The organism is Neosynechococcus sphagnicola sy1, assembly GCF_000775285.1.
In the GTDB taxonomy this organism is placed as follows: Bacteria; Cyanobacteriota; Cyanobacteriia; order Neosynechococcales; family Neosynechococcaceae; genus Neosynechococcus; species Neosynechococcus sphagnicola.
Genome location: NZ_JJML01000019.1, coordinates 25,736 through 50,564, shown reverse-complemented (window position 1 = coordinate 50,564; position 24,829 = coordinate 25,736). Strand labels below are relative to the sequence as shown.

At 53.1% G+C, this 24,829-nt stretch carries 22 protein-coding genes, 1 tRNA gene and 2 pseudogenes; 16 read left to right on the top strand and 9 right to left on the bottom strand.

Features of this window, described 5'->3' with window-relative positions; genetic code table 11:
* Positions 1 to 291 precede the first annotated feature (291 nt).
* The 4 genes from DO97_RS09910 to DO97_RS09900 all read left to right on the top strand — a co-directional run bounded on the left by DO97_RS09910 (position 292) and on the right by DO97_RS09900 (position 5,330).
* Positions 292 to 1,386, top strand: coding sequence for a glycosyltransferase family 4 protein (locus tag DO97_RS09910; protein ID WP_036532973.1), 1,095 nt, complete (start codon positions 292 to 294; stop codon positions 1,384 to 1,386).
* A 36-nt stretch (positions 1,387 to 1,422) separates the two neighbouring features.
* Positions 1,423 to 2,925, top strand: coding sequence for a glycosyltransferase (locus tag DO97_RS09905; RefSeq protein WP_072016415.1), 1,503 nt, complete (start codon positions 1,423 to 1,425; stop codon positions 2,923 to 2,925).
* An 87-nt stretch (positions 2,926 to 3,012) separates the two neighbouring features.
* Positions 3,013 to 3,768: a glycogen debranching N-terminal domain-containing protein gene (locus DO97_RS26325; protein WP_239651615.1), complete on the top strand. Its 756-nt coding sequence runs from the start codon at positions 3,013 to 3,015 to the stop codon at positions 3,766 to 3,768.
* A 38-nt stretch (positions 3,769 to 3,806) separates the two neighbouring features.
* A complete protein-coding gene (locus DO97_RS09900) occupies positions 3,807 to 5,330 on the top strand; it encodes an amylo-alpha-1,6-glucosidase (protein WP_239651614.1) in 1,524 nt (507 codons plus the stop codon).
* A gap of 19 nt (positions 5,331 to 5,349) precedes the next feature.
* On the opposite strand, the gene DO97_RS09895 is transcribed toward DO97_RS09900, so the two are convergent.
* The gene (locus DO97_RS09895) at positions 5,350 to 6,315 is read right to left on the bottom strand and encodes a glycoside hydrolase family protein (RefSeq protein ID WP_036532970.1); all 966 of its coding nucleotides are present in this window, start codon (positions 6,313 to 6,315) and stop codon (positions 5,350 to 5,352) included.
* A 109-nt stretch (positions 6,316 to 6,424) separates the two neighbouring features.
* Entirely contained in the window at positions 6,425 to 6,682 is a 258-nt protein-coding gene (locus DO97_RS24380) for a hypothetical protein (protein WP_162182976.1), read from the bottom strand.
* A gap of 3 nt (positions 6,683 to 6,685) precedes the next feature.
* On the opposite strand from DO97_RS24380, the gene DO97_RS09890 reads away from it, so the two are divergent.
* Positions 6,686 to 7,507 carry a thiazole synthase gene (locus tag DO97_RS09890; RefSeq protein ID WP_036533061.1) on the top strand — a complete coding sequence of 274 codons (822 nt, stop codon included), beginning with the start codon at positions 6,686 to 6,688 and terminating at the stop codon, positions 7,505 to 7,507.
* A gap of 72 nt (positions 7,508 to 7,579) precedes the next feature.
* Here DO97_RS09890 and DO97_RS09885 read toward each other — a convergent pair whose 3' ends face one another.
* Positions 7,580 to 8,185 carry a hypothetical protein gene (locus DO97_RS09885; RefSeq protein ID WP_156120519.1) on the bottom strand — a complete coding sequence of 202 codons (606 nt, stop codon included), beginning with the start codon at positions 8,183 to 8,185 and terminating at the stop codon, positions 7,580 to 7,582.
* 344 nt (positions 8,186 to 8,529) lie between these two features.
* Between DO97_RS09885 and DO97_RS09880 the strand changes: the two genes are divergently transcribed.
* The 4 genes from DO97_RS09880 to rsmH are packed head-to-tail and all read left to right on the top strand — an operon-like array spanning position 8,530 to position 12,310.
* Positions 8,530 to 8,976, top strand: a complete 447-nt coding sequence (locus DO97_RS09880) for a CopD family protein (protein WP_036532964.1) — start codon at positions 8,530 to 8,532, stop codon at positions 8,974 to 8,976.
* A gap of 43 nt (positions 8,977 to 9,019) precedes the next feature.
* Positions 9,020 to 10,660: a helix-turn-helix domain-containing protein gene (locus DO97_RS09875; protein WP_052128597.1), complete on the top strand. Its 1,641-nt coding sequence runs from the start codon at positions 9,020 to 9,022 to the stop codon at positions 10,658 to 10,660.
* Positions 10,602 to 11,396, top strand: a complete 795-nt coding sequence (locus tag DO97_RS23115; protein WP_052128596.1) for a tetratricopeptide repeat protein — start codon at positions 10,602 to 10,604, stop codon at positions 11,394 to 11,396. Before DO97_RS09875 ends, DO97_RS23115 begins: the two co-directional genes overlap by 59 nt.
* Positions 11,393 to 12,310 (top strand): 16S rRNA (cytosine(1402)-N(4))-methyltransferase RsmH, encoded by a 918-nt coding sequence (rsmH, locus tag DO97_RS09870; RefSeq protein WP_052128595.1) that lies wholly within the window; start codon positions 11,393 to 11,395, stop codon positions 12,308 to 12,310. The genes DO97_RS23115 and rsmH overlap by 4 nt, the downstream gene beginning before the upstream one ends.
* 7 nt (positions 12,311 to 12,317) lie before the next feature.
* Here rsmH and ftsH4 read toward each other — a convergent pair.
* The 3 genes and pseudogenes from ftsH4 to tadA all read right to left on the bottom strand — a co-directional run bounded on the left by ftsH4 (position 12,318) and on the right by tadA (position 15,187).
* A pseudogene (ftsH4, locus tag DO97_RS30225) lies at positions 12,318 to 14,172 on the bottom strand (ATP-dependent zinc metalloprotease FtsH4).
* Between the two features lie 123 nt (positions 14,173 to 14,295).
* Complete coding sequence (locus DO97_RS09860; protein WP_036532960.1) at positions 14,296 to 14,493, bottom strand: DUF2949 domain-containing protein; 198 nt, start codon at positions 14,491 to 14,493, stop codon at positions 14,296 to 14,298.
* A gap of 199 nt (positions 14,494 to 14,692) precedes the next feature.
* Positions 14,693 to 15,187, bottom strand: coding sequence for a tRNA adenosine(34) deaminase TadA (gene tadA / locus DO97_RS09855; protein ID WP_052128594.1), 495 nt, complete (start codon positions 15,185 to 15,187; stop codon positions 14,693 to 14,695).
* A gap of 189 nt (positions 15,188 to 15,376) precedes the next feature.
* Between tadA and DO97_RS09850 the strand changes: the two genes are divergently transcribed.
* From DO97_RS09850 to sds, 6 genes and pseudogenes are all read left to right on the top strand, one after another.
* Positions 15,377 to 16,189 (top strand): carbon-nitrogen hydrolase family protein, encoded by an 813-nt coding sequence (locus DO97_RS09850; protein ID WP_036532958.1) that lies wholly within the window; start codon positions 15,377 to 15,379, stop codon positions 16,187 to 16,189.
* A 144-nt stretch (positions 16,190 to 16,333) separates the two neighbouring features.
* Positions 16,334 to 17,769, top strand: a pseudogene (locus DO97_RS09845) (cation:proton antiporter).
* Positions 17,770 to 17,855: 86 nt separating this feature from the next.
* Entirely contained in the window at positions 17,856 to 18,443 is a 588-nt protein-coding gene (locus tag DO97_RS23870; protein ID WP_156120518.1) for an AMIN domain-containing protein, read from the top strand.
* Entirely contained in the window at positions 18,440 to 19,813 is a 1,374-nt protein-coding gene (locus tag DO97_RS09840; RefSeq protein ID WP_052128593.1) for an N-acetylmuramoyl-L-alanine amidase family protein, read from the top strand. The genes DO97_RS23870 and DO97_RS09840 overlap by 4 nt, the downstream gene beginning before the upstream one ends.
* Positions 19,814 to 19,854: 41 nt before the next feature.
* Entirely contained in the window at positions 19,855 to 20,763 is a 909-nt protein-coding gene (gene murI / locus DO97_RS09835; protein ID WP_081980711.1) for a glutamate racemase, read from the top strand.
* Positions 20,764 to 21,049: 286 nt separating this feature from the next.
* Positions 21,050 to 22,021: a solanesyl diphosphate synthase gene (gene sds / locus DO97_RS09830; protein WP_036532956.1), complete on the top strand. Its 972-nt coding sequence runs from the start codon at positions 21,050 to 21,052 to the stop codon at positions 22,019 to 22,021.
* Between the two features lie 82 nt (positions 22,022 to 22,103).
* Here the strand turns inward: sds and DO97_RS09825 are convergent.
* Together DO97_RS09825 and budA are read right to left on the bottom strand one after the other, a co-directional pair.
* Positions 22,104 to 22,180, bottom strand: a tRNA-Met gene (locus DO97_RS09825).
* Between the two features lie 54 nt (positions 22,181 to 22,234).
* The gene (gene budA, locus DO97_RS09820) at positions 22,235 to 23,062 is read right to left on the bottom strand and encodes an acetolactate decarboxylase (RefSeq protein ID WP_036532954.1); all 828 of its coding nucleotides are present in this window, start codon (positions 23,060 to 23,062) and stop codon (positions 22,235 to 22,237) included.
* A 276-nt stretch (positions 23,063 to 23,338) separates the two neighbouring features.
* Here budA and DO97_RS09815 point away from each other — a divergent pair, with 276 nt between their 5' ends.
* Positions 23,339 to 24,346, top strand: a complete 1,008-nt coding sequence (locus DO97_RS09815; RefSeq protein ID WP_036532952.1) for an adenylate/guanylate cyclase domain-containing protein — start codon at positions 23,339 to 23,341, stop codon at positions 24,344 to 24,346.
* Between the two features lie 37 nt (positions 24,347 to 24,383).
* On the opposite strand, the gene DO97_RS09810 is transcribed toward DO97_RS09815, so the two are convergent.
* Positions 24,384 to 24,788, bottom strand: coding sequence for an NIL domain-containing protein (locus tag DO97_RS09810; protein ID WP_036532949.1), 405 nt, complete (start codon positions 24,786 to 24,788; stop codon positions 24,384 to 24,386).
* Between the last annotated feature and the right edge of the window lie 41 nt (positions 24,789 to 24,829).

The window sequence follows — 24,829 nt, the reverse complement described above, 5'->3', positions numbered from 1 at the left end:
TGCATTCAGCCGATGCAATGCAGATATAGCAGATATAGATGTTCGTGCTCCTCGGTCAGCATTTTACTGAGTCATGTTTATTGGGAAAGTTTTTACTAGCGTTCTCATTGCTATTCATTGAGGAATGCAGTGAAGGTATTTATTCATTAATGAAATCAAATGATCAAAATACATTCCACCTAGCAGCGCCAGAATGCTTTCAATTCTTTTCAACTCTAACTGTTTTCTAAAGAGCTGTGCTCAATAGTTGACGGGAACATGTTGAAGCATATTCTTTAAAAGAGGTTTGCTATGCGAATTGCTCAGGTTTCCCCACTTTGGGAGAGAGTTCCACCCCCAGCCTATGGTGGAATTGAGCTAGTGGTGGGCTTGCTAACGGATGAACTTGTCTGGTTAGGACACGATGTTACTTTGTTTGCCTCCGGCGATTCTATTACCCTGGCCAAACTAGAATCCGTTCATCCTCAGGCACTGCGGCTCGATCCCAAGGTTCGGGAGTTCGGAATTTATGAAATGCTGCAATTAAGCCATGTGTATGAGCGAGCCGGAGATTTTGACATCATCCATTCCCATATGGGGTGTGTGGCCTTGCCCTATGCCAGATTGGTCAAAACACCCACCGTTCATACCCTGCATGGGGTGTTTACCCCAGATAACGAGAAGCTGTTCACCTATGCGAAAGACCAGCCCTATGTGAGCATTTCCCATAGCCAGCGAGAACCCCGATTAGGTCTCAACTGTGTGGCAACGGTATATAACGGCATTGATGTCGCCAGCCACCACTTCTATCCTCAGCCTGAGAATCCGCCCTATCTGGCCTTTTTGGGGCGGATGTCACCAGAGAAAGGCCCTCATTTGGCGATCGCCATTGCCCAAGCCTCAGGTTGGCAGCTGAAGCTAGCGGGTAAGGTGGATGGGGTAGATGAAGCTTTTTTTGAGAGTCAGATCAAGCCTCACATTGACGGCCAGCAGATTCAATACCTGGGGGAAGCCGATCACGCCATGAAGAATGCCCTCATGGGGGGGGCTGTGGCAACCCTATTCCCCATTACCTGGCGAGAACCGTTCGGGTTGGTGATGGTGGAATCCATGGCTGCCGGAACCCCGGTAATTGCCATGCGTATGGGTTCCACCCCCGAGGTGATAGCCCATGGCACCAACGGCTTTCTCTGCGACACCGTGGCAGATTGCATCGCTGCGGTGCCTAAAGCCGCCACCCTGGATCGCCGAGTCTGTCGAGAATACGTCATGGAGCATTTTAGTGCCCAACGGATGACGGATGGTTATCAGGCGGTCTACCAACAAATCCTGGCAGACCGCTTTTTACTTAATGGGCATCACAGCCCACTCCTGGATCTCCACAGACCCATTGGTTTGAGCCGGTAGACCCCTTAACAATCCAGTTCTTCATGAGGTGTAAGTATGTTAGATCTGATTCCAACCTCTCCTCCCCCGATTACCAAAGCTAAAAACCCTGTTGCCTTCAATAAATCCTTGACGACGGTACGATCCACCCATCCCTCTCGTCAGGCGATCGCCCTGATTTCCGATCATGGAGACCCCGCAGCCACAATTGGGAAAGAAGAAGCCGGGGGGCAAAATGTTTATGTGCGCCAAGTCGGAGAAGCCCTCGCCAAATTGGGATGGCAGGTGGATATGTTCACTCGCAAGAGCCATAGAGACGATGCCACCATCGTTCAGCATTCTCCCTATTGCCGTACCATCCGCTTAACCGCTGGGCCTGAAACCTTTATTCCCCGCGATCAGTTGTTTCAGCACATGCCGGAATTTGTCGCAGCCTTGCTTCAGTTTCAAGCTCGAGAGGGTACGAACTATCCCCTGATGCACACCAATTACTGGATGTCAGCCTGGGTTGGGCTCCAGCTGCAGCAGCAACGTCAAGTACAGGTGGTGCACACCTATCACTCCCTAGGAGCGGTGAAGTATCAGGCGGTGGATCACCGTCCGGAGATCGCTGCCACTCGCCTTGCCATCGAACGGCAAATTTTGGAGGAAGCTAACTGTGTTGTCGCTACCAGTCCCCAGGAGCAGGAGCAATTGCGATCGCTGGTCTCCGCCCAAGGCAATATCGAAGTGATTCCCTGCGGTACGGATCTACAAACCTTTCATGTCATGCCCAAAGCAGAGGCGAGATCGGCGTTGCAACAGCGAGAACTATCCCATTTAGGCTGGCACCCCGACGAACAAATTGTCCTGTATGTGGGTCGGTTTGATCCCCGCAAAGGGATTGAAACCCTGGTGCGGGCGGTGGCTGATCTGAAGGCAAGGAGCAGTACAGAAACGCTGCGATTGCTGATCGTGGGCGGCAGTGATCCCAAGCAAGCAGATGGGCAAGAGCGATCGCGGCTTGAAGCCCTCGTCCATGACTTAGGACTGGCAGAACACACCCACTTTGTCGGTCAGGTTGGCCATGATCGATTGCCACTGTTCTATACAGCAGCGGATGTCTGTGTGATTCCCAGCCATTACGAGCCCTTTGGGCTGGTGGCAATTGAGGCGATGGCCTGTGGCACCCTCGTTGTCGCCTCAGATGTGGGGGGATTGAAGTTTACCGTCGTGCCGGGAGAAACGGGATGGTTAGTACCACCCCGCGATGTCACAGCGTTTGCCGATGCCATTGATCGGGTGCTGAGCAATGGGTTGTCAGGCCGAAAGATGCGAAAGCAGGCGGCGCTGAGAGTGCAGCAAAACTTTAGCTGGACGGAGGTAGCGATTCAGTTGAGTGATCTCTATCGGCGGCTATTGGCCCGATCCCTTAGCCATCCTGCCTGTGCCCAGGCACAACTTCCGGGCACGGTCACTACTCCCATGATGCGACTGAGTACGTTGGGTGACCTCAGCGGCACTGCCCACCCTGAAGTTTCGACGGCGCGAGGTGTCAACAAGCTGATCAAGGCATCGTAGGGGTGTGCCTCAGAAATCAGCGATCGCCCAGGATCGGCGGCGATCGCTCACAGCTTGCAGTTCGGTAACCCTATCCGTTGAGTAGCTATGCCAGACCTAATTGAACTTGAGGGTAAGCTGTTTATCCCCGCAGATCAGATGCCCCTGCCCGAGTGGGGGTGTATGTTGCGAGACCGTCTGGAAACCACCCTCAGCCTTAAAGACGACGATCTGTTTCTGATTAGCGACACCCTGGGCAATATTTCCAGTTGCGGCAGCGATGGCGCCCTGACTAGCTTGGGGTTGTTTTGCCGTGATACTCGGTTTCTCAGTCGCCTGGAACTGCAAATTGAGGGGCGATCGCCCATCCTCCTCAGCAGCAATGCCCAAAAGGGATTTGCCCTCTCCGTGCTGTGTGCGAACCCCGCCATTGACGACCGCATCCCCACCGAAACCATTGGCATTCAGCGTGAATTGGCGATTAATGGTGGCCTGTTTGAAGAGATTACCCTGACTAACTACAGCACCCAAGGGCTGCAATTTGAGCTGAGTCTCAGTTTTGATGCTGATTTTGTCGATCTATTTGAAGTCCGAGGACATCAACGGCAGCAACGGGGAAAACTCCTGCGCCGGGTGGAAGCAACTGTCGAAGATCCACTGAGCGTCAACGCTGCCACGGTAGAAGGTTCTGAAGCCAGTTCCCCAGATCCAGAACCCTACGCCCTCCCCCACCCCCAAAGCCACTCTGAACTGACGATGGCCTACCAGGGTCTGGATGGCGCGGTGATGGAATCCCACATTCAATTCCTGCACCACCCCCCGATCACCTCAAAGGCTATACCGCCCTGTGGACTGTTGAATTAGGTTCCCACGAAACCCTGCGGTTGGGCTATCGGCTGCAAATGTTGATCAACAACCGCCCCGCCTCTAACGTCCATGCACCGATGACGTTGATGCAAGCGAAAGCTGCCGAGGGCATGGAGGAACAGGAATGGCGATCGACCATTACCCAGATTCGCACCGACAACAAGGCTTTTAACCAGATTATTATGCGGGCGGAACAGGATATTTACCTGCTGCGACAAACCTTCGGCAATGGCAAAGTCCTGTCGGCTGGAGTGCCGTGGTTTTCCACCCTCTTTGGCCGAGATTCCATCATTGCCGCGTCCCAAACTTTAATTTTAGATCCAGCGATCGCCCGGGACACCCTCCACACCTTGGCACTCTACCAGGGCAAAGTAGAGGACGATTGGCGGGAAGAGGAACCGGGCAAAATCCTCCACGAGCTGCGGTTTGGGGAAATGGCCCGCTGCCACGAAATTCCCCATACCCCCTACTACGGAACCATCGACGCCACTCCCCTGTGGTTGATGCTCTATGCCGAATACTATGCTTGGACCCACGATCGCGAAACCCTGGATCGCCTCTGGGGAAATGCCCGCGCTGCCATGGAGTGGATCGATCTCAACTCTCGTCAAACGGGGTACTTGTCCTATCACTACCGTTCTCAAGGGGGGTTGCAAAATCAAGGCTGGAAAGACTCCAATAATTGCATTGTCGATCGCAATGGCAAATTGGCCGTCGAGCCAATTACCCTCTGCGAAGTGCAAGCCTACGTCTATGCGGCTAAGGTGCGCCTGAGTGAACTAGCTCGGGTCAAGAAGCGCATTGACCTCGCCGATCGCTGGCAGGAAGAAGCCTACAATCTTCAAGCCCGTTTTAATCGCGACTTCTGGCTGCCCGATTACGACTATTGCGCCCTTGCCCTCGACGGCGATGGCAACCCCGTCGATAGCATCACGTCTAACCCCGGCCATTGCCTCAACCTGGGTATTTTCACCTCCGAAAAAGCCCACAGCGTTGCCGAACGGCTCCGGGCTCCCGATCTGTTCAACGGTTGGGGGATTCGCACCCTTAGCAGCCACTCCCCTGCCTATAACCCGATGGGCTATCACGTGGGTTCCGTATGGCCCCACGACAATAGCTTGATTACCCTGGGACTGCGATCGCTGGGTTTGGTAGATCAAGCCCTGGAAGTGACGCAAGGCATCTTCGATATGACCTTTCTGCAACCCTACCAGCGTCCCCCAGAATTATTGTGTGGCTATGAACGGACGGGCGATCGGGCCCCGGTGCAATATCCCGTGGCTTGCTCCCCCCAGGCTTGGGCCTCTGGTGCCATCTTCCAACTGCTGCACGTGATGACCAACCTTGTCCCCGACGCCCCCGGCAATCATCTCCGCATCATCGACCCAGCCTTACCCGACTCTATCCACCATCTCTCCCTGAAGAATTTGCGGGTGAACTCCACGCTGCTGGATCTGGAATTCGTGCGAGCCGCCGACTCCCCAGAGGAGGGACCGGGTACTACCGCCTGCCGCGTTGCCAAAAAACGCGGTAACCTCCGGGTCGTGATTGAAGCCTAGATCTGGCTATATCCACGCTTCAGCGTTCAAAACTGAAATCCGAAAAGTCACGATTTACATGCTGAAATCTTGTCTTGACGCCACTTCTACGGATTCCCCCCTGCTGGATATCAAATCCCACAATCTCTCCATCCAATTCAGGAATGATACGACAGGCATAAAGGCCATGTTGTTCCGGCATTAAGACATGGGGTACACCTCTAAAATTCCTCAGATCTGAACCGGTGAAACCTTGTAAGCCCCCAGCCTGTCTGGTGACCGCAGAAAAATCATTTTTGGCCCAGGATGAAAAAACAAGCTCATACTTTCCTTGAGAATCTTTGTATAGCTGTGGCACCTCCATTTCAGAGTAACAGCAGGGTCTTAACAGGGGGTCTAGATAGTCCCATTTCGCGTTTGAAAAGTTATTGTCATTTAAACTTAGTAACCCTATAACTCCATTTCTGCCGATGGGATCATCCGTTGATTTGGCTGAAAGAATCATATAAATCTGAGCATTTTCTCGAAATAAAAATGGATCACGCCAAGCATGGGTTGATAAATCTCCCAGTGAGTTTTTGAGTTGGTAACAATGACCGGGTTGAATGCGCATCAAAGAAAGATCCCAATGATCTGGCGATAGGTTAGCTGCGTAGGCTACTCCGATATTTTGGGTCATTCCATCATCTTGTCCTCTATTTCTTGAGGTGTAGAATAATAAAAATCCATTTTTAATTTTGATGACATCTCCACTCCATATACAGGTGTTTGCCCAGTGCTTTTTAGGGGGTTTTAGCACATCAAAACTAGTCTCACTCCCCCATTCCATTCGAATAAAGTCAGAGGTAATAGCATGGCCGACGCAAGCAGCATGATGATGCTTCTCGGAAGGGACTAAGATTTCATCAGCATTTAGGTAAAATACATGAAAAAGTTTTGTTATTGGGTCGAAATAATACCAAAAATCCCAAACATATCGATAGGGATGCTGCATTGTTGGAAACATTAAAATCTATTACCTAATGAAACATTAAAATTAGCAAATGGACGATATCGCCCCTCATCAAGGCGATCGCACCATGAAATCATCAACTGACGAGAAAAGTGCGCGATCGCTAACAGCTCTGATAAAGCCATTTGCTCAATAACCGCGTCCCCTGGCGATCCTCATTGATCACACACCCTAGAATCCGGTTCGGAACTCCGCAAGGCTTAATCGTTGTCCCAGTTCTACAACATTGGGGGTCACCCAAAACATCAACTAGGGCTAAATTTTGTAGCTTCACCAGAATCGCCTCCAGATTGAAGCCAGGGCGATAGACTGAGAATAAACCACCTGGATGCCCTCCCTGGGGCTGGCGAAGGAACCTCAAGCGATGCAAACCCTGGACAAACCCCTCTCCCAGACCGATACCCTGACCATTGCCGGACGTACCTTTCAATCCCGCTTAATGACGGGGACGGGTAAATATCGCAACTTTGAACAGATGCGCCAGAGTATTGTCGCCAGCGGTTGCGAGATTGTTACGGTAGCAGTGCGCCGAGTCCAAACCCACGCTCCAGGACACGAAGGCTTAGCAGAGGCGCTGGACTGGACGAAACTTTGGATGCTCCCCAACACCGCTGGCTGCCAAACCGCCGAGGAAGCGATTCGCGTTGCTCGCCTGGGTCGAGAGATGGCAAAACTGCTCGGTCAAGAAGACAATAATTTCGTCAAGCTGGAAGTGATTCCAGACTCGAAGTACTTGCTGCCCGACCCCATTGGCACCCTGGAAGCCGCAGAACAACTGGTCAAAGAAGGTTTTGCGGTACTGCCCTATATCAACGCTGATCCGCTATTGGCAAAACGATTAGAACTGGTGGGCTGTGCCACCGTCATGCCCCTAGGTTCCCCGATTGGTTCCGGTCAAGGACTGCGGAATGCGGCTAACATTCAAATCATTATTGAGAATGCCAGCGTTCCTGTGGTGATCGATGCGGGGATTGGCACCCCTAGCGAAGCCGCTCAAGGGATGGAATTAGGGGCAGATGCCCTGCTGATCAATACGGCGATCGCCCAAGCCCAGGATCCAGTGAAGATGGCAACCGCAATGGGCATGGCAACTGATGCCGGACGATTGGCCTACTTGGCAGGTCGGATTCCCGTCAAAGCCTATGCCAGCGCCAGTTCCCCTCAAACTGGCACCATTACCAGTTAAGACTCTAACAGCTCCCTCGCAGGGCAGCAGGGCTAAACTCAGATGAGATCTCAAACGGGTGATGCCAACCAATTAATAAGCTGCACCCCGATACTGGCGGCGGGATTCAAGGATTGGTGCTGAGGGCTGCACGGTCGATATTTTGGCCTCAGTGGATCTGAAGTGTACCCCTCGGTACTTCATGGAGGGAGTCGCGACAGGGGTGGCATCGTGCTGGAAGTTACTCGGCAGTTGTACCACCACACCCCGATGTTTGAGGCTTGGTTGTAGTGTTGATGTCACAGCCATCTCCACGGGGTTGGGCTTCACAGCAATGTTGGAGGGGGAGACCTGGCGCTCAAACCAGAGACTCAAGCGATCGCCCAATTCAACCACCAAACACACCACGCCTAAGTCTAGGTATTCCCGGCAGGATTGCACCACTGAGGAGTGATCGCTCGGGGCAAAAGACTTCCCAAGGACAAAATGACGACCTAGAAAGGAAAAGGGCTGCGGTTCTAAGTCGGTCATGTGGTTGATTCCAGCTTCCTGAGCAGTCAGAATAAACATCTTGGCAACCTCGGCTTGTGGGGGGCTTGGGGAACTGTTGACATCATCCTGGTAATTGCCGGACAGCTCAGTGACCGCACCGGAAGCACGCAGGTGATTGTTTGCGGTTGCAGATGTGAGTAGTATCACAGGGTTGATTTCCCTGTTCCTCTTGGTTGCCTGGAGGGCTGAATAAAAAATGGCCAGCTTACCTAGGCAAGCTGGCCACACATAAGAGCTAGATTATGTTGTCTTTTCAGTCAGAGGAAACCCAAGCTGCGCTTTCCCAAAATTGCAGATAGGTTACGGATCTCTGTCTCAAAAGATATAGTAGCAGAAGACACAAATTCTTCGTTATAAAACTTTATAGATTTCCTTGGAATTCAAAGCTAGGGGTAACGTCGATATCCTCGCCATCTATGGAGACGCTATGCTCAGATCCGAGCCTGGATGTATTCAGGAAATTGTCGCCCCCTGCCCCACCCCGATTTCAAGTGCTATTTAAAATTCTAGTGATTGTGCATACCCTGGGAGCCACAGTCTGGACTGGCGGACATCTGGTGCTAGCGGTAATGGTTCTGCCCAAGGCACTGAAAAGCTGCAATCCCGCTCTGATTCACAATTTTGAAGAGTCCTTCGAGCCCTTGGGACTAACCGCCCTCGTGTTGCAAGGGATCACCGGTCTGTGGCTGACGTGGATTTATTTTCCGGGCTTGCAGGATTTCTGGAAATTTGATGGGTTTCTTTCGACCTACATTGCCATCAAACTGGGATTGCTGCTGCTCACCTTGGGTCTGGCAATTCACGCCCGATTTTTCATCATCCCTCGATTGTATCAAGAAACCCTGAACTCCCTTGCGTATCACATTGTGGGGGTGACAACCCTGGCCGTCTTGCTGGTAATTCTGGGGGCAGGCATTCGGCTGGGGGGGCTAACCTAGCTAACTCCTAACCTGCCCCTTGTTTTAAAGAGGTCGAGTCTAGATGGCTGACACTGACCTAAATGCAGAAGCGGTACTGACCCTAGTTGACGGATGGGTCGTTGATCATACGGGTCGTCATTTGAGTCATCTTCAAGCCCAACTGTTGCAGGAGGTATGGCAAGGGCATAAATATGCAGAAATTGCCCAGCAAAACGGCTATACAGAAGGCCATATTAAAGATGTCAGTGCCCAGTTATGGCAGCAGTTGTCGCAGTTGCTGGGGGAAAAGATCACCAAAGGCAATCTGCAAACCGTGATTCGGCGGCACATGACTGCTCAACGGAGTCAACTCCCTCGGACGGACCAAAGTCAGGATTGCCAGTTTGTAGGTCGGGCGGGGGCGATCTCCCATCTCCAGAGGCAGGTGGCTCGGGGAGCCAAGATCATTCTGATTCAGGGACAGGGGGGCATTGGTAAAACCACCTTGGCGCGTCGCTTTTTGCAGCAGGCATTTACCCTGGTTTTAGAATTTACCATCGCCAAGGAAAGCCCCTATATTACCTCCGTAGAGAGTTGGGTCGAAGAGCGGTTGCGCCAACTCAACGAGGAGCCGGGACGGGAGTTTGGGATTTCCCTGGATCGGCTAAAGCGACGGTTGCAGTCTCAGCCCATTGGCATCTTGATTGATAACCTGGAACCATCCCTGGATGCGGACGGGAAGTTGATCTCAGCCCACCGTCGCTACGTGGAATTACTCCAGATGCTCGCCCATCCCTCCCTTGCCTCAGTGACGCTGATTACCAGCCGCGATCGCCTGTGTGAATCCGCCGTCACTGTCGCCCATTACCTGCTTCCTGGATTAGATACAGCTGCCTGGCAGCAGGTATTTGAGCGACAGGGGATTGACATTGACTCGTCTACCCTTGGGATGATCCATAAAGCCTATGGGGGCAATGCAAAGGCAATGGAAATTATTGCCAGCGCCATCACCCTGGACTTTGGGGGAGACATGGGCGCTTACTGGCAGTATTACCAGCAAGACCCGCTGACCCATGCGGATCTGGTCGATTTGGTGTCTGGGCAGTTCAGCCGCCTGCAACAATTAGATCCGGATGCCTATCGCCTGCTGTGCCGCCTAGGATGCTATCGCTTTCAAGAGGTGCCCAGCGTCCCCGTTGCCGGACTCTTAGCACTTCTATGGGATCTGCCTCCCACAGGACAACGGCGGGTGGTGGAATCGCTGCGGAATCGTTCCCTGATCGAGCATTGCCGAGGTACCTACTGGCTGCATCCGGTGATTCAAATTGCTGCGATCGCCGGCTTACGTCAGGGGGGGTATCAGGTCAAAGCCCACCAAGCGGCGGCGAGATTCTGGACGGAGAGTGTCAGCGTCATTGACACCGTAGAAGATGCCCTCCAAGCCTTCGAGGCTTACTATCACCATCTGGCCGTCCAGGACTATGAAGGGGCAGCCGAGGTGATATTACAGCGGCGACCCACCAAACTGCCGGGGGTCGAGCGTCTGGGGCGATCGTTTTACAAGCTGGGATTATCCCAACAGATGCAAGTTGCCATTCATCAAATTCTGCCTCAGATACAATCCGGCTATCACCTCAGTGGACTCAATAGCATTCTGGGGGGTTTTGTATCGGCTCTCGGGCAATATCCACGGGGCGATCGCTTGCCATCAAAAGTCCAGTAAACTGGCACATCAACTGCTCCAGGAGGCTTCCCCTCAGAATCACAACTGCTTAAAACGCCTGAATCTCAAGAACTGGCAACAGCATGACCTGTTCAATATTGGCATCTGCCAACTGGAGCTGTGGGAGCTAGACGCAGCCTTGGCGGTATTTACCGCCTTAGCAACCGACGGCAAACAGCAATTAATCCAGGCAGGTTTAGCGGATTTATACAATCCTTCGGTGGATGTGTTCACAGCGTTTGTGGCCTCCTGTTTGGGTAATACTCCGCAAGCTGAGACCCATGCTGCGCAATTTATGACCCAGATGCAGCAGCAACCGATCTTGGGAACCGGTCATCGCTTCCTCTTCCTAGGATTAACCTATAAGAATCTAGGACAACAGGCGATCGCTGATGAGCTGTTGCAGCGTGCGATCGCCTATGCCGATGAAAACTACTATCCCCAGGTCAGGGGCAATGCCCTCAGTGGCTTGGCAGAGCTGTACCGCCGTCAGGGGAATTTTGCCACCGCTTTCACCTATCACACCGCCGCCCTGGAAATTTTGGAGCCAATTGGAACCCACTGCGATCTCGCAGAAGCCCACTTTCAACTGGGGTTAACCTATCAAGCCCAAGGGGATGGGGTTGCCAGTCAGCCCTGTTTTGAGCGGGCGCTGCAACTGTTTGCTACAATGGCGGCTCCTAAGCAGGTACGAAAGGTGCAACAAGCCCTGGTCGCTACCTCCAAACCGTCATGACCGAGTTCGTTCATATTTCAGTCTTAAGTCGGGAACTGATGGCCGGACTGAACATCCAGCCAGGGGGTCACTATTTAGATGCCACCGTCGGTGGGGGTGGACACACACGAGGAATACTAGAGACATTCCCAGATGTCCGGGTCACCGCCATTGATCAGGATGCGTTGGCGATCGCAGCGGCGGCGGTTAAGCTGGCTGACTACGGCGATCGCCTCGAGTTTTGGCGGGGTAACTTTGCCGACTACCCTGGGGATGGACAGACCTGGGATGGCATCATTGCCGATCTGGGGGTAAGTTCTGCCCAACTGGATACTTCAGATCGGGGGTTTAGCTTCCGCCAGGAAGCGGCGCTGGATATGCGGATGGATCAACGACAAGCATTGACGGCGGCGGTGGTGATCAATACGTGGGATGCCCCAGCCCTAGCCGAAATCTTTTTTACCTATGGGGAGGAACGGCTCTCGCGCCGGATTGCCCAGCGGATTGTCGAGCGTCGCCCCTTTCAGACCACCACAGAACTGGCAGCAGCGATCGCCCAAGTGGTGCCCTCGAAATATCGCTATGGCCGCATTCATCCTGCAACGCGGGTGTTTCAAGCTCTCCGCATTGCCGTCAATCGAGAATTAACCTGCCTGGAAACCTTCTTGCAACGGGCACCCCATTGGCTCAAACCAGGGGGGCGCATCGGGGTGATTAGTTTTCACAGTTTGGAAGATCGGATTGTGAAGCATAGCTTTCGCAACCATCCAGACTTACAAGTGCTGACCAAAAAACCGATCTTGCCCCAAGCCGATGAATTGACGGAGAATCCGCGATCGCGATCAGCCAAACTGCGGTTTGCAGTCCGGGCAGAACTAGACAAACCAAAACCTCCCCGCTGGGGGGAGGCTGGTCGTCAAACAAGCGATATTTAAACCTTTGCTATACTTCCACCGGGATGGGGGGCATCGGTATCGTCAAGGCAGTAGGTAATTGAGCCTTACCCAACAGCTGATGCAGGGCTTCCCCTTCAACTACCTCAGTCTCCAAGAGTTTCAGGGAAATCTCTTCCAAGAGATCGCGGTTTTGCTTCAGAATCTCCAACGCCTGATCATGGGCGGTTTCCACAATGTCCTTGACCTCACGGTCAATCGCTTCTGCCGTTTCTTCGCTGACCAGGCGACGGGGGTTGGGAGCCTGGTTACCCAGGAACATTGCCTGTTGCCCCTGCTGATAGGCTAGTGGCCCCAAGACCTTACTCATGCCATAGCTGGTGACCATGCGTTCTGCAAGATCCGTGGCGCGTTGTAGGTCATTGGAAGCCCCCGTGGTGATGCTATTAAAGACAATCTCTTCGGCGGAACGGCCACCCAGCAGAGTCGCAATCTGGCCGCGAAGTTCTGCTTCATCTAGCAAGAAACGGTCTTCCGTGGGCAGTTGTAAGGTGTAACCCAAAGCGGCCATCCCCCGAGGAACAATCGAGATCTTTTCGACTCGACCACTGCCTCCGCCCAAGGCGTAGCCCACTAGAGCATGACCGACTTCGTGATAGGCGACAATTTTCTTCTCTTTCTCGTTGAGCACACGACTTTTCTTCTCCAGACCCGCAACCACTCGTTCAATCGCTTCTGCAAAGTCCGCTTGCGCCACGGCAGCCCGATTGTTTCGAGCAGCCAGTAAGGCGGCTTCATTGACTAAGTTGGCGAGATCGGCTCCGGCAAATCCGGGGGTACGAGTGGCGATCGCCTTCAGATCAATATCGGAGCCAAGCTTCACTTTCTGGGCATGAATTTTGAGGATGGTTTCCCGCCCAGACAAATCCGGACGATCTACCAGCACCTGGCGATCAAAGCGTCCCGGACGCAGGAGAGCTTGATCGAGACTTTCAGGGCGGTTGGTTGCTGCCAGCACAATTACCGTGGCTTCGCCCACCGCAAACCCATCCATTTCGGTCAACAACTGGTTGAGAGTCTGCTCCCGCTCATCATTGCCCCCATAAAACCCACCACTACTGCGGGACTTACCAATGGCGTCCAATTCGTCAATAAAGACAATGCAGGGGGCTTGTTTCTTCGCCTGATCAAACAGATCCCGCACCCGGGCTGAACCGACTCCCACAAACAGTTCGACAAATTCGGAACCAGAGATGCTGAAAAACCGGCACCCCAGCTTCTCCGGCTACGGCTTTTGCCAGTAAGGTTTTACCGGTACCGGGAGGCCCGATCAGCAGCACGCCCTTGGGAATTCTGGCTCCCAGTTGGGTGAAGCGATCGGGGCTTTTCAGAAACTCAACGATTTCCACCAATTCGGTTTTGGCTTCATCTACCCCCGCGACATCCGCGAAGGTAACCCGCTCCGATTCTCCCTCGACATAGACTTTGGCCTTGCTCTTGCCAATCGAGAGCACGCCCTGAGGGCTACCACCCCCTCGACTACTGAAAAATTGCCAGATGGCAACAAAGATCAGAGGAGGAATTATCCAGCTCAACAAGCTGCCCAACCAATTGTTTTGTACTGGAATCGCTGCGAACTCGACTCCCTTATCTTCAAGACGCTTGGGTAGTTCCAGATCAAAAATCGGGGTGGTTGACAGCACTTGTCCGGGTTTGTCTGTTTCACCCTTGACTTGGTAGCGAATCTGATTTTGACCCACCGCCACGCGGGTCACATCCCCCGCATCCACTTGGTGGATGAACAGGCTATAGGGAACACTGGGGGTCGGCGAACCAAATAGATTGGGAAAAAACAAGTTCACCACCAGAAATAGGCCCGATACCAGCAACACAATATTGGCGATTTGGCGGGCACGGGACGGGGTGGGTTGAGTTTTTAATCGGCATAGTACATCCTGATAAAATTCAAGCCAATTTCATTGTTGACGTTTAGGGCGAAGGGATGCAAAGACAGCGACCGACGCCCCTTAAACTTGAACGGCCTCCAGCCAGTCAAAGACTCGATCCAACTGATCCAGGGTAATCAGCCCATACTGCCAAAGAATCAGGGGAATTAGTGATGGGAAGACCTCCTGCTGACGGAGGGCGATCGCGATCGCACCGGGAGGAACTGCCATCTCTTGCTCAAGGAAGCAGATCAGTCGCGTCTGTAAACTGGTTTCCATGTTAACGTCGGGCTCTTATGTAAATGATTGTAAATCAATTTGTTAAGAAAAGCTACGAATTCTCAGAAAATCCGAGATGTTTTTGAGCATACGCGGAATTGTTGCGGCGGGTGGTTAAGAATTCCTTCAAATTCAGGGTGGATTCCGTGTCTCTCCCCTGCTGCATTTCTTAGATGGCGAGGGGACTTTAGGGTTCCCATCAGCGCCGTTGGGCAAACCAATCCTGAAGTTGCTGACGACAGGCGATCTCCCGAATGCCGCTCAGGACGCGCAACCGATGGTAGGAGCTGGCACTATCGGGCAAATTCAGCACTGTCCGAATGGCACCGGTTTTAGGGTCATCGACGCCGTAAATCAAGCAGCCCAGACGGGCTTGCAGCAGGGCACCCGCACACATCGGACAGGGTTCTAAGGTGACATAGAGGGTGCAGTCAATGAGATGCCAGCGACCGAGAGCCTGCCCCGCAGTTCGCAGGGCGAGAATTTCTGCATGGGCAGTGGGATCGTGATCCCGTTGCCGACGGTTCTCAGATTCTGCGATCACCTGACCTTGAGCATTGAGAATCACCGCTCCCACGGGTACCTCTCCCTCGTTGCCGGCCATGGTTGCCAGTTCCAACGCTCGTCCCATCCAGAATCGATGTTGTAGGTAGTCGGGATGTTCTAAGGGTAAAGGGGATGAGTTCGATACCATCGTGTTGAAGACATACTTCCATTAGAGGACATCCCACCCGTGCAACCCCATGCCAGGGGTAGTGGGAGGTTGAATGCAGTGGCGGCAGAGACTGCGACCTCCGAAAAAGTTAACGGCCTGCTGGATCATCTGTAGCCCTTTCAGGTGAAAATATAGAGTCCAGAATCATTGCCCTAACTACCGATACCCATGAAATCTTATCTGGCTGCCGCTGTGCAGATGACCAGTGTGACTGATCTGCACAAGAATCTAGCTCAGGCTGAAGAGTTAATTGAACTCGCCGTCCGTCGAGGAGCTGAGTTGGTGGGGTTGCCAGAAAATTTCTCCTTTCTGGGGGATGAAGCGGCCAAAATGGCTCAGGCAGAGCAGATCGCCCGGGAAAGTGAGAAATTTCTACGGGTGATGGCCCAGCGTTTTCAGGTGAGCATCTTGGGAGGGGGGTTCCCGATGCCCGTGGGCAATGGCAAGGTTTACAATACGGCTCTGTTGATTGATGCCAATGGTCAGGAGCAGGCTCGTTACGAAAAGGTACATCTGTTTGATGTCAACCTCCCCGATGGCAATACCTATCAAGAGTCTGGGACAGTAATGGCAGGGATCCGGATGCCGCCGGTTTATGCGTCCCAGCATTTGGGGAATCTGGGGCTATCGGTTTGCTATGATGTCCGCTTCCCAGAGTTGTACCGCCATCTCTCCCGGATGGGGGCAGACGTGCTGTTTGTCCCCGCAGCCTTTACGGCCTACACGGGGAAGGATCACTGGCAGGTGCTCTTGCAAGCCAGAGCCATCGAGAATACCTGCTACATCATCGCCCCCGCCCAGGTAGGTAAACACAATTCCATCCGTCAATCCCACGGTCATGCCATGATTGTTGACCCTTGGGGGGTGATTTTAGCCGATGCGGGAGATACTCCAGGGGTGGCGATCGCTGCCATTGAACCCTCTCGGTTGGAACAAGTTCGTCGCCAGATGCCCTGTTTACAGCATCGAGTTTTTGTCTAAGCTCCTTGATTTCCGCGCCGTCAATGGGTAAAAAATCGCCCTCTAGCTCTAGGATTCTGTAGCACCCTTCTCAGAACTCCTGCTCCGCGATCGCTCTAATTGAGGGAGAAGCATGTAAATTAGACAGGACGAGTACTGAATCTCATGGATGTAATGGCTTGGGTTCCTGGCTTTCCTGCCCTCTCTCCCCTGATTCCCCTGCTGGCAACTGCCCCCCCAGCGGATGGCCCCCTGGTGCTAGCAGGTGTATTAGTGAGTCTGGTGGTCATTTACCTCGCCAGTAAGCTGGGGGGCGAACTGTGTTACCGGATCAACCTGCCGCCGGTTCTGGGCGAACTCTTGGGTGGGGTTGTAGTGGGTGTTTCAGCATTGCACTTGCTAGTGTTCCCCGAAGGGGGTGGCGAGAGTAGCAATTCCCTCATCATGGCCTTCCTTCAGGCAACAACGCCCTTAGAACCCAACGCCGTCCCCCCCACCTTTGAGGCTGTAAGTGAGGTGATGACAGTATTGGCAGAGGTAGGGGTGATTATTCTGCTGTTTGAGATTGGCCTGGAATCAGACCTCACCGAACTCCTGAAGGTTGGCCCTCAAGCTGCAACAGTGGCGGTGGTGGGAGTAGCCGTTCCCTTCGTTGCTGGGACGACAGGGCTGATGCTGTTGTTTGGGGTGGCGGCGGTACCGGCAATTTTTGCCGGGGCTGCCCTGACTGCCACAAGTATTGGCATTACGGCCAAGGTACTAGCAGAAATTCAGCGCCTTACCTCCCGAGAGGGGCAAATTATCATTGGTGCCGCAGTCTTGGACGATGTCCTGGGGATTGTGGTACTAGCGGTCGTCGCCAGTTTAGCCAAAACCGGTGAAGTTGCGGTTAGTAATGTTATTTACCTGATCGTTAGTGCCGCTGTGTTTCTGATTGGCTCAATTTTACTGGGACGTTTCTTAAGTCCCTACTTTGTCGCCTTGGTCAATGGGCTTAAAACGCGGGGGCACCTCCTGATCTCAGCGCTGATTTTTGCCTTTCTCCTGTCCTATGTCGGTGCCGCCATCCAACTGGAAGCAATTTTGGGAGCATTTGCCGCTGGGCTGATTTTGGCAGAAACCGAGAAGCGGGGGGAATTGGAGAAGCAAATCCGCCCCATTGCTGACATGCTCGTGCCGATTTTCTTTGTGGTAGTGGGTGCCAGAACCGACTTGGGTGTGCTCAACCCTAGCGTCCCCAGTAATCGAGAGGGGTTGGTGATGGCTGCGTTTCTGATTACCGTCGCGATTGTGGGTAAAGTGGTGACGGGCTTGGCCGTATTTGGGCAACCCCAGATTAACCGTCTGGCCATTGGCGTCGGCATGATTCCTCGGGGGGAGGTGGGTCTGGTATTCGTCAGTGTTGGGGCGGCAACGGGGGTGCTGTACCCCCCCCTTAGAGGCGGCAATTGTGATGATGGTGATTCTGACAACATTTTTGGCTCCCCCCACTGCTGCGGTTAGTGTTCCCAGAACCAACGATGATCCCGACAACAGAAGTCCCAGCCCCGCTGACAGCCATCTCGGTACTTGAAGCCTCCCAAGAACCCCATCAGCCCTAAGGGACTGAAACTTAAACAGCTGTATCTACGTCCCAGGGGGGTACAGCATCCAGCTTGGCAATGGAAATCGTGAGGAGTTTAGGTCTGTGAAAGTTCGCTGGTCAATACCAGGTTTTCTGGGTTGCTGTCTGCTGTCAACGCTGCCCCCCCTACTTGCACCTCCCCTGGCAACGGCTGGGGAAGCAACAGTTTCAACGATGTCGAGGGGATCGGCAGCGCTACAGATAGCACAACTGCAATCTTCGGGGCGGCTAACCTCCTGGCAGTTTGACCCCAGACAGAACCGCCTAGAATTTCGCACAACGGGTGGGGTGCAACCCCGGGCGCAGTTAATCACTGATCCCACACGATTGGTGATTGACTTACCGGGCATCTCTTTGGGACGCCCTGGGGTCACCCAAGCCTTAAACGATCCATTCCGCGCCTTGCGGGTGGGTCAGTTTGACCGACTGACCACCCGAATTGTGATTGAGTTAGCACCAGGGTATACCCTCGATTCCCAACAGATTCGTTTTCGGGGACTCAACCCCACTCAGTGGACAGTTCAGCTCCCTCGACCTCAGTTTGGCAATGCAGACAATGCAGTGCAGCCCCTTGGTTCTAGCCCCCCCCTTGGAGTCAGCCAGCTGCCCCGAGGAATGACTCCATTACTGAGATTCAGAATATTCGGGTGACCCCGGATGGTTTTTTTGTCCGTGTCAGTGGGGCAAATCCCCAGGTACAAACCCAACGCAGTCGCGATCGCCGCCAGATTACCTATACCTTTACCAATGCAATCTTGGCGAATCGGGTACCCCGCCGAGATCTGATTGTCAATCGCTTTGGGGTGAGTCGGGTACAGGTTACAGACTCTCAAGCAGTGCCTCCCTCAGTACAAATCACCCTCTTTGTGGAACGTAAGGCTCCGAACTGGGAGGCGCGGATTAGCACCTTTGGCAGCAATGCCCTTGGGGGAGTGGCCTTGGTTCCTGTCGACACCCCCCAACGGACGGCTCTGAATCCACCCTACTTGCCGACGCCCAATCGACCGCCAGATCCACCTCCCCTGATTCCACCACCGAGCTATGGCAATCCTGACTTGGCAACCATTCAGGCAATTGATCTCGGGAACAATGACAGCCAACTGCTGATTCAGGCAAGTCGGTCTGTCGTCTATACCAGTGGCTGGGATCGTTCAGCCGGTGCCTATCGAATCAATCTGCCTGCACGCTTGGCTGCTGGGATTAGAACCCCCAGAACTGGGGCAGGTAGTCCAATTCTGCGGCTGCAACTACGGCAAGAAGATTCCCGCACGGTTACAATTCTGGTATACCCAGCGGCGGGGATTCAAATCGGTGACATTAACCAACCCAACCCGCAGCTAGTCGCCCTGGAATTGACCCGTACCCAGAGTGTTCAAGTCCCTCCTCCCCTGACCCGACCACTGACGGTACCACCGCCGGTTAATAGCTATCCCCCACCCAATACAAGCTATCCCCCCATCTCCCAGCCTCGGCCTCCGAAAGGCCGTTTGGTTGTGGTGATCGATCCCGGCCATGGCGGCCCAGATGTCGGGGCTGTTGGCATTGGAGGAATCTGGGAGAAAAATATTGTTCTAGATGTGAGTCGCCAGGTTGCAGACCTCCTAGAGCGACAGGGAATTCAAGCGGTGTTAACCCGCCCCGATGACCGCGATCTCGATCTGGAACCCCGGGTACAGATTGCCCGCCAGGTGAATGCAACGATTTTTGTCAGTATCCATGCCAACTCGATCAACCTCAGCCGACCCGATATTAGTGGCATTGAAACTTACTATTACGCCACCGGGGCACGGCTGGCGCAGGTGTTACACCGCAATATCTTGCAGGGCACCGGTGCCAAAGACCGAGGAGTCCGTACCGCTCGATTTTATGTAATCAGGCGTACAACCATGCCATCGGTTTTATTAGAAATTGGCTTTGTGACGGGGCAGGAAGATGCATCTAGACTCTCAACAGCCGCCTATCGATCGCAAATGGCAGCCGCGATCGCCCGTGGCATTCTAGAATACCTGCAAAGTCCTTAATGGTTCTTAACCCCTCTGTTCTGTTGTCACCCGAATTCAGCATGAATTGTTTTACTAGCGCCTCCGGCCCATTTTCCCCTCTCACTCAGTCCCTGAATACCCTTATTTCCGACCTTGAGCAACCCGTCACAGATCGGATTGGTTTGTTTGACAGCGGTGTTGGGGGACTTACCGTGCTGCGAGAGTTGTATCGCCAACTGCCTAGAGAGTCTGTGCTTTATTTTGGGGATACGGCACGGTTACCCTATGGCAATCGATCCGCGAGTGAGATTCTCCAATTTGTGCGCGAGATCCTGGACTGGATGCAGCAGCAGCACGTCAAGATGGTGCTGATGGCCTGTAATACCAGCTCAGCCCTGGCTCTAGAGTCCGTGCGCTCCGAGTACAATTTTCCCATTCTCGGATTGATCTTGCCAGGGGCGAAAGCAGCGGTGCAGCGAGGGCAGCGCATTGGGGTGATTGCGACTCCGGCCACGGTTGCGAGTGAAGCTTACCCTCAGGCGATTCAAGAAATTGATCCAGGGAGATCAGTTTGGCAGGTAGGCTGTCCCGAGTTTGTCCCCCTGGTGGAACAAAATCTAATTCACACTCCCCGTGCCTATGAAGTCGCGAGATCCTATTTAACTCCCTTAATGGAGCAGCAGATTGACACCTTAATCTATGGCTGTACCCACTATCCGCATCTAGAACCGATCCTCAGAACCATTCTGCCCCGTCAGGTAAAGTTTATTGATCCTGCCGTCCACTTAGTAGCAGCGGCGGCTCGGGAATTAGAACTACTGGGGCTGCGGAATAATCGGGCAGCGTTTCCGACCCGATTTTATGTCAGTGGTTGCCCCCAACAATTTGCCCATCTGTCAACCCAATGGCTGGGCTGCACCCCAGTTGTTGAAGGGGTATCTCTGCGTGAACTTGCCTTGCAGACAGCAGTTGCTGAGTCCATAGACTAACATCGGCGATCTCCAAAAGCCGGTCTTTGACCATCCCAGCTGGCAGTGCGATTGATTGTTCTACCCAGCATCCAGGGGAAAATCATGACGAATTTCGATCCACAGGGGACGGGAAAAACGTAATCTGGTTAAACCCTAGGGTGCGATCGCCCCTCTGGCTTGTAACACTATCGGCAAGATTCCCATGGACAGAAACCCACAGTACCCGTTCACAAGCTGAAGGCTTCGCTTAAAATAGGGACAGATTATGTAAATTTTCGTAACCTAATGCCCTGCCGGCCTATCCATGACCTCAGTTACCTCCCTCTTTGCCTCTGTTGAAGCAGACCTCGAGCTGATGACAGAGAATCTTAAGAATCTGGTCAGTGCGCGTCACCCGATTCTCTTTGCTGCTGCCGAATATTTGTTTGGAGCGGGAGGAAAGCGGTTAAGACCAGCAATTGTGCTACTGGCTGCTCGGGCAACGATGCCGCATCAAGCGTTGAGCTCCTATCATCGCCGCCTAGCTGAGATTACCGAAATGATCCACACCGCCAGTCTCGTGCATGATGATGTTCTGGACGAATCAGAGGTCAGACGGGGGGTACCCACTGTTCACAGTCGCTTTAATACACGGGTGGCAGTGCTGGCAGGGGATTTTCTATTTGCCCAGTCTTCTTGGTACCTGGCAAACCTGGATAACTTAGAAGTTGTGAAGTTGCTCTCCCGCGTGATTATGGATCTAGCCGAAGGTGAGATCCAACAAGGGCTTAACCGCTTTGATACCAGTTTGTCAATGGACGCTTACTTAGAAAAGAGTTATTGTAAAACCGCCTCTCTGATTGCCAACAGCTCTAAGTCAGCAGGACTCCTGAGTCGAGTTTCCAGCCAACTTGCCGAGGATCTCTACCACTACGGGCGGCATTTGGGCTTAGCCTTTCAGATCGTCGATGACATCTTAGACTTCACTGCTTCCGATGAAGTGTTGGGGAAGCCAGCTGGGTCTGATTTAAAAAGTGGCAATCTTACCGCCCCAGTGCTCTTGGCACTGGAAGAAAAGCCCTACCTCGAAAAATTGATTGAGCGTGAGTTTGCCCAAACCGGGGATCTAGAGGAGGCGATCGCCCTCATACTAGAAAGCAGGGGAATCAGTCGTTCTCGGGAACTTGCAGCCCAGCACAGCAAGGCCGCCATTGAATGTTTAAGTAATTTACCCGCTTCTGAAGCTCGTCAAGCCCTGATCGATATTGCGGACTATGTCTTAAGCCGGATGTATTAATCCGCAACGCTGACCCTCCAAAATACCCTAACAGCAAAAATCCCTGAAGCCAAAAAAGACAACAGGGATCTGATTTTTTGAGTGGTGGCGGGGCATGGATTTGAACCATGGACCTTCGGGTTATGAGCCCGACGAGCTACCGGACTGCTCTACCCCGCGTCGGCTTTTTAAGTATAGCGATAAAGCAGCTAGATAGCAAATATTCCTTGGGGTTCATTTTTCAGACTGATGTAATTCCTCTCGGGTATCCTTAGAAAGGTCTGCCGCCAAAAAGTCGCTAGTGTTGGGCAGAGCCATCCGCATTTGGGGGGTGTCATCAATGCCAATCGTGACCTGGCCAATGCGGCAGTCTAAGAGATGCCCTCCCTGGCGACGATCCTGGGTGAGAAAGTGGAAATGATAGCCAGGGACATTCACCGTTTGCATATAAGTAGGTGTCCAGAAGCCCACCAAGGTTCCCTGAACCTGGTGAAACTCAAACACGGGCTGTTGAGCCGTGGCGTCAATCAACCGGGTTTGTTCGACCTGTCGAGCAACGCTACGGGTTTTGACGAACTCAAAGCTGCCCTCAACTTTAATGGCATAGAAAATATTATCGGAGGGCAGCAGGGTATCTAGGTAAGCTTGTAGTTGCGAGTAGTCTAAGGGCTGGTTCAGGACGACGGTGCGATCGGCTTCCCAGAAGGTGACGGTGGCAAAAGGTGTCTTGGCCGACTCAGCCACGGCATAGGCCTGACCATCGGATTTTAATTGCAGCACTTCACCATCCAGCAACACCATTTCCCCATCTAAATCATCAAAGGTTCCGAGGCCAAAATTTCCATGGGTGACCAATTCGCCGACGGTCAAGTCCCCTTTATTGACCCCCTCGACCAAAGCACTAATGGTGGAGGTCTGAAAAATCGTCTCCTCATCCACCTCTAGATACTGACCCAGAGCTGCTTCAACAATCTCCTCTATGGACTGCCCCGTCTCTCGCTGCCGTTTCGCCAGCGCTACTTGTAACGACGGGGATAGCCTGTGGTGCAGAGAAGAGTTCATGGAAACGGTGCCTGAATTGGACTACCAACCCTAGCATACCCAATCCCCGAACCCCCAACAGATGCAGGGATAAATACCCCAACCAGAACTGCCATGCCCCAGAATCCAGAGAAATTTTTAATTGTATCTATCTTGATTCTCAGCAAATTTTCACACAAGCCTAGAAGGGATAGAGTTTACTGGTAGTCGCTAGCAATCCTTGAGTGGGATGGTTTGGAACCTTCAGGGGCAAGCCATACTGTACACCTGCTCAGTACCTCACCTCTTGGCAAACCCATGGCAAACATTCACAGCCTTCCCGATCAGCGCTCTGTGGAGATTGATCCCTCGGAAACCATTCTCGAGGCGCTCTTAAACGCTGATATCCCCCACACTCATGTCTGTGGCGGCCATGCCTACTGTTCCACCTGTCGGGTAATGATTCTCAAAGGGATTGAAAATTGCAGTCCCACAACTACAGCGGAACGCACCCTGGCTCGCAAGCTCGAGTTTCCTTTCCACATCCGCTTGGCCTGTCAGACCAGGGTGACGGGGGATGTCTCCATCCGCCGCATGGTGATCGACAACGAGGACATTGATATTGTTGATGCTCAACTTTCTACAGGGTCAATCGGCACTCAGAAAACTGTTGCCGTCTTGTTTGCCTCGATTCGCGGTGCCACAAACTTTGACGAGGTGAATTTTCCCTACGACATGATCTATATTCTCAGTCGTTATTTCCACAGCATGAACCAGGTGGTCAATCGCTATGGTGGGGTGATCAACAACTACATGGGCATCTGGTGTTTGGCTATCTTTGGGCTGGAGGACACGGATCAACCTGTCCAACGGGCAGTCTGGTCTGGGTTAGAGATGCTACGGGCGATCCGCGAGTTGAACGACTATCTGAAGCAACTGTCCTATCAGCCGCTGCAACTGACCCTGGGGGTTCACTACGGGCCTGCGGTGATCGTCCCTGTGGACCCAAGTCGGCCTTCTCTGATTACGGCGGCGGGAAATGCGGTAAACCTGGTCAGTCGGATTGAAGCGGCGAATCGGGAAGTGGGCAGTCAGCTACTGGTGTCGGAAGCGGCCTATGCCCAAATTCAGGCTGAGGCAGCGGTGAATCGGCATCAGACGATCGCTATTTCCGGTAGTCGATCTGGTTTACAGGTGTATGAGGTGGTAGGCATGAAGGGAGAACCGCCCGTGAAGCTGGAAAAGGCTGACCCTTCTATGCCCCTGACGAAGCGAGTCATGTCTTTTATGCAGAAATTTGCAGGTTCCTGGGGGAAAAATAAGTAGCCTGTACCGCTGCTCCGTAAATGCTGCATCTACCCAGCTAAAGATTGGTGGAAATAGCCTGCACGGGACAGGTGGGAATGCATTGCTCACAGACAATGCATCGCGATCTCGTAAAGGTGAGTTGAAAGCTTTGAGGGTCTAGGGTCAGAGCCTCGGTTGGACAAACTCCGGTACAGAGACCGCAATGGACGCAGGCTTGTTCGTTGATCACCAGTTCGCGGCTGGTGAGGGAAACACCAATATCCTGCATCCGCATCCATTCAATAGCCGCCTCTAATTGATCGATATCACCGGATAGCTCTACCACCAATTTGCCAATTTGATTGGGAGCAACCTGGGCACGAATAATATTGGCCGCGACATTAAAATCCTTTGCCAGGCGGTAGGTGACTGGCATCTGGATCGAACGCTTAGGGAAGATGAGGGTGACCCGCTTTTTCACGGTTGCCTGGGGATAGTACGACCTTTAACCTAGCACTCCCC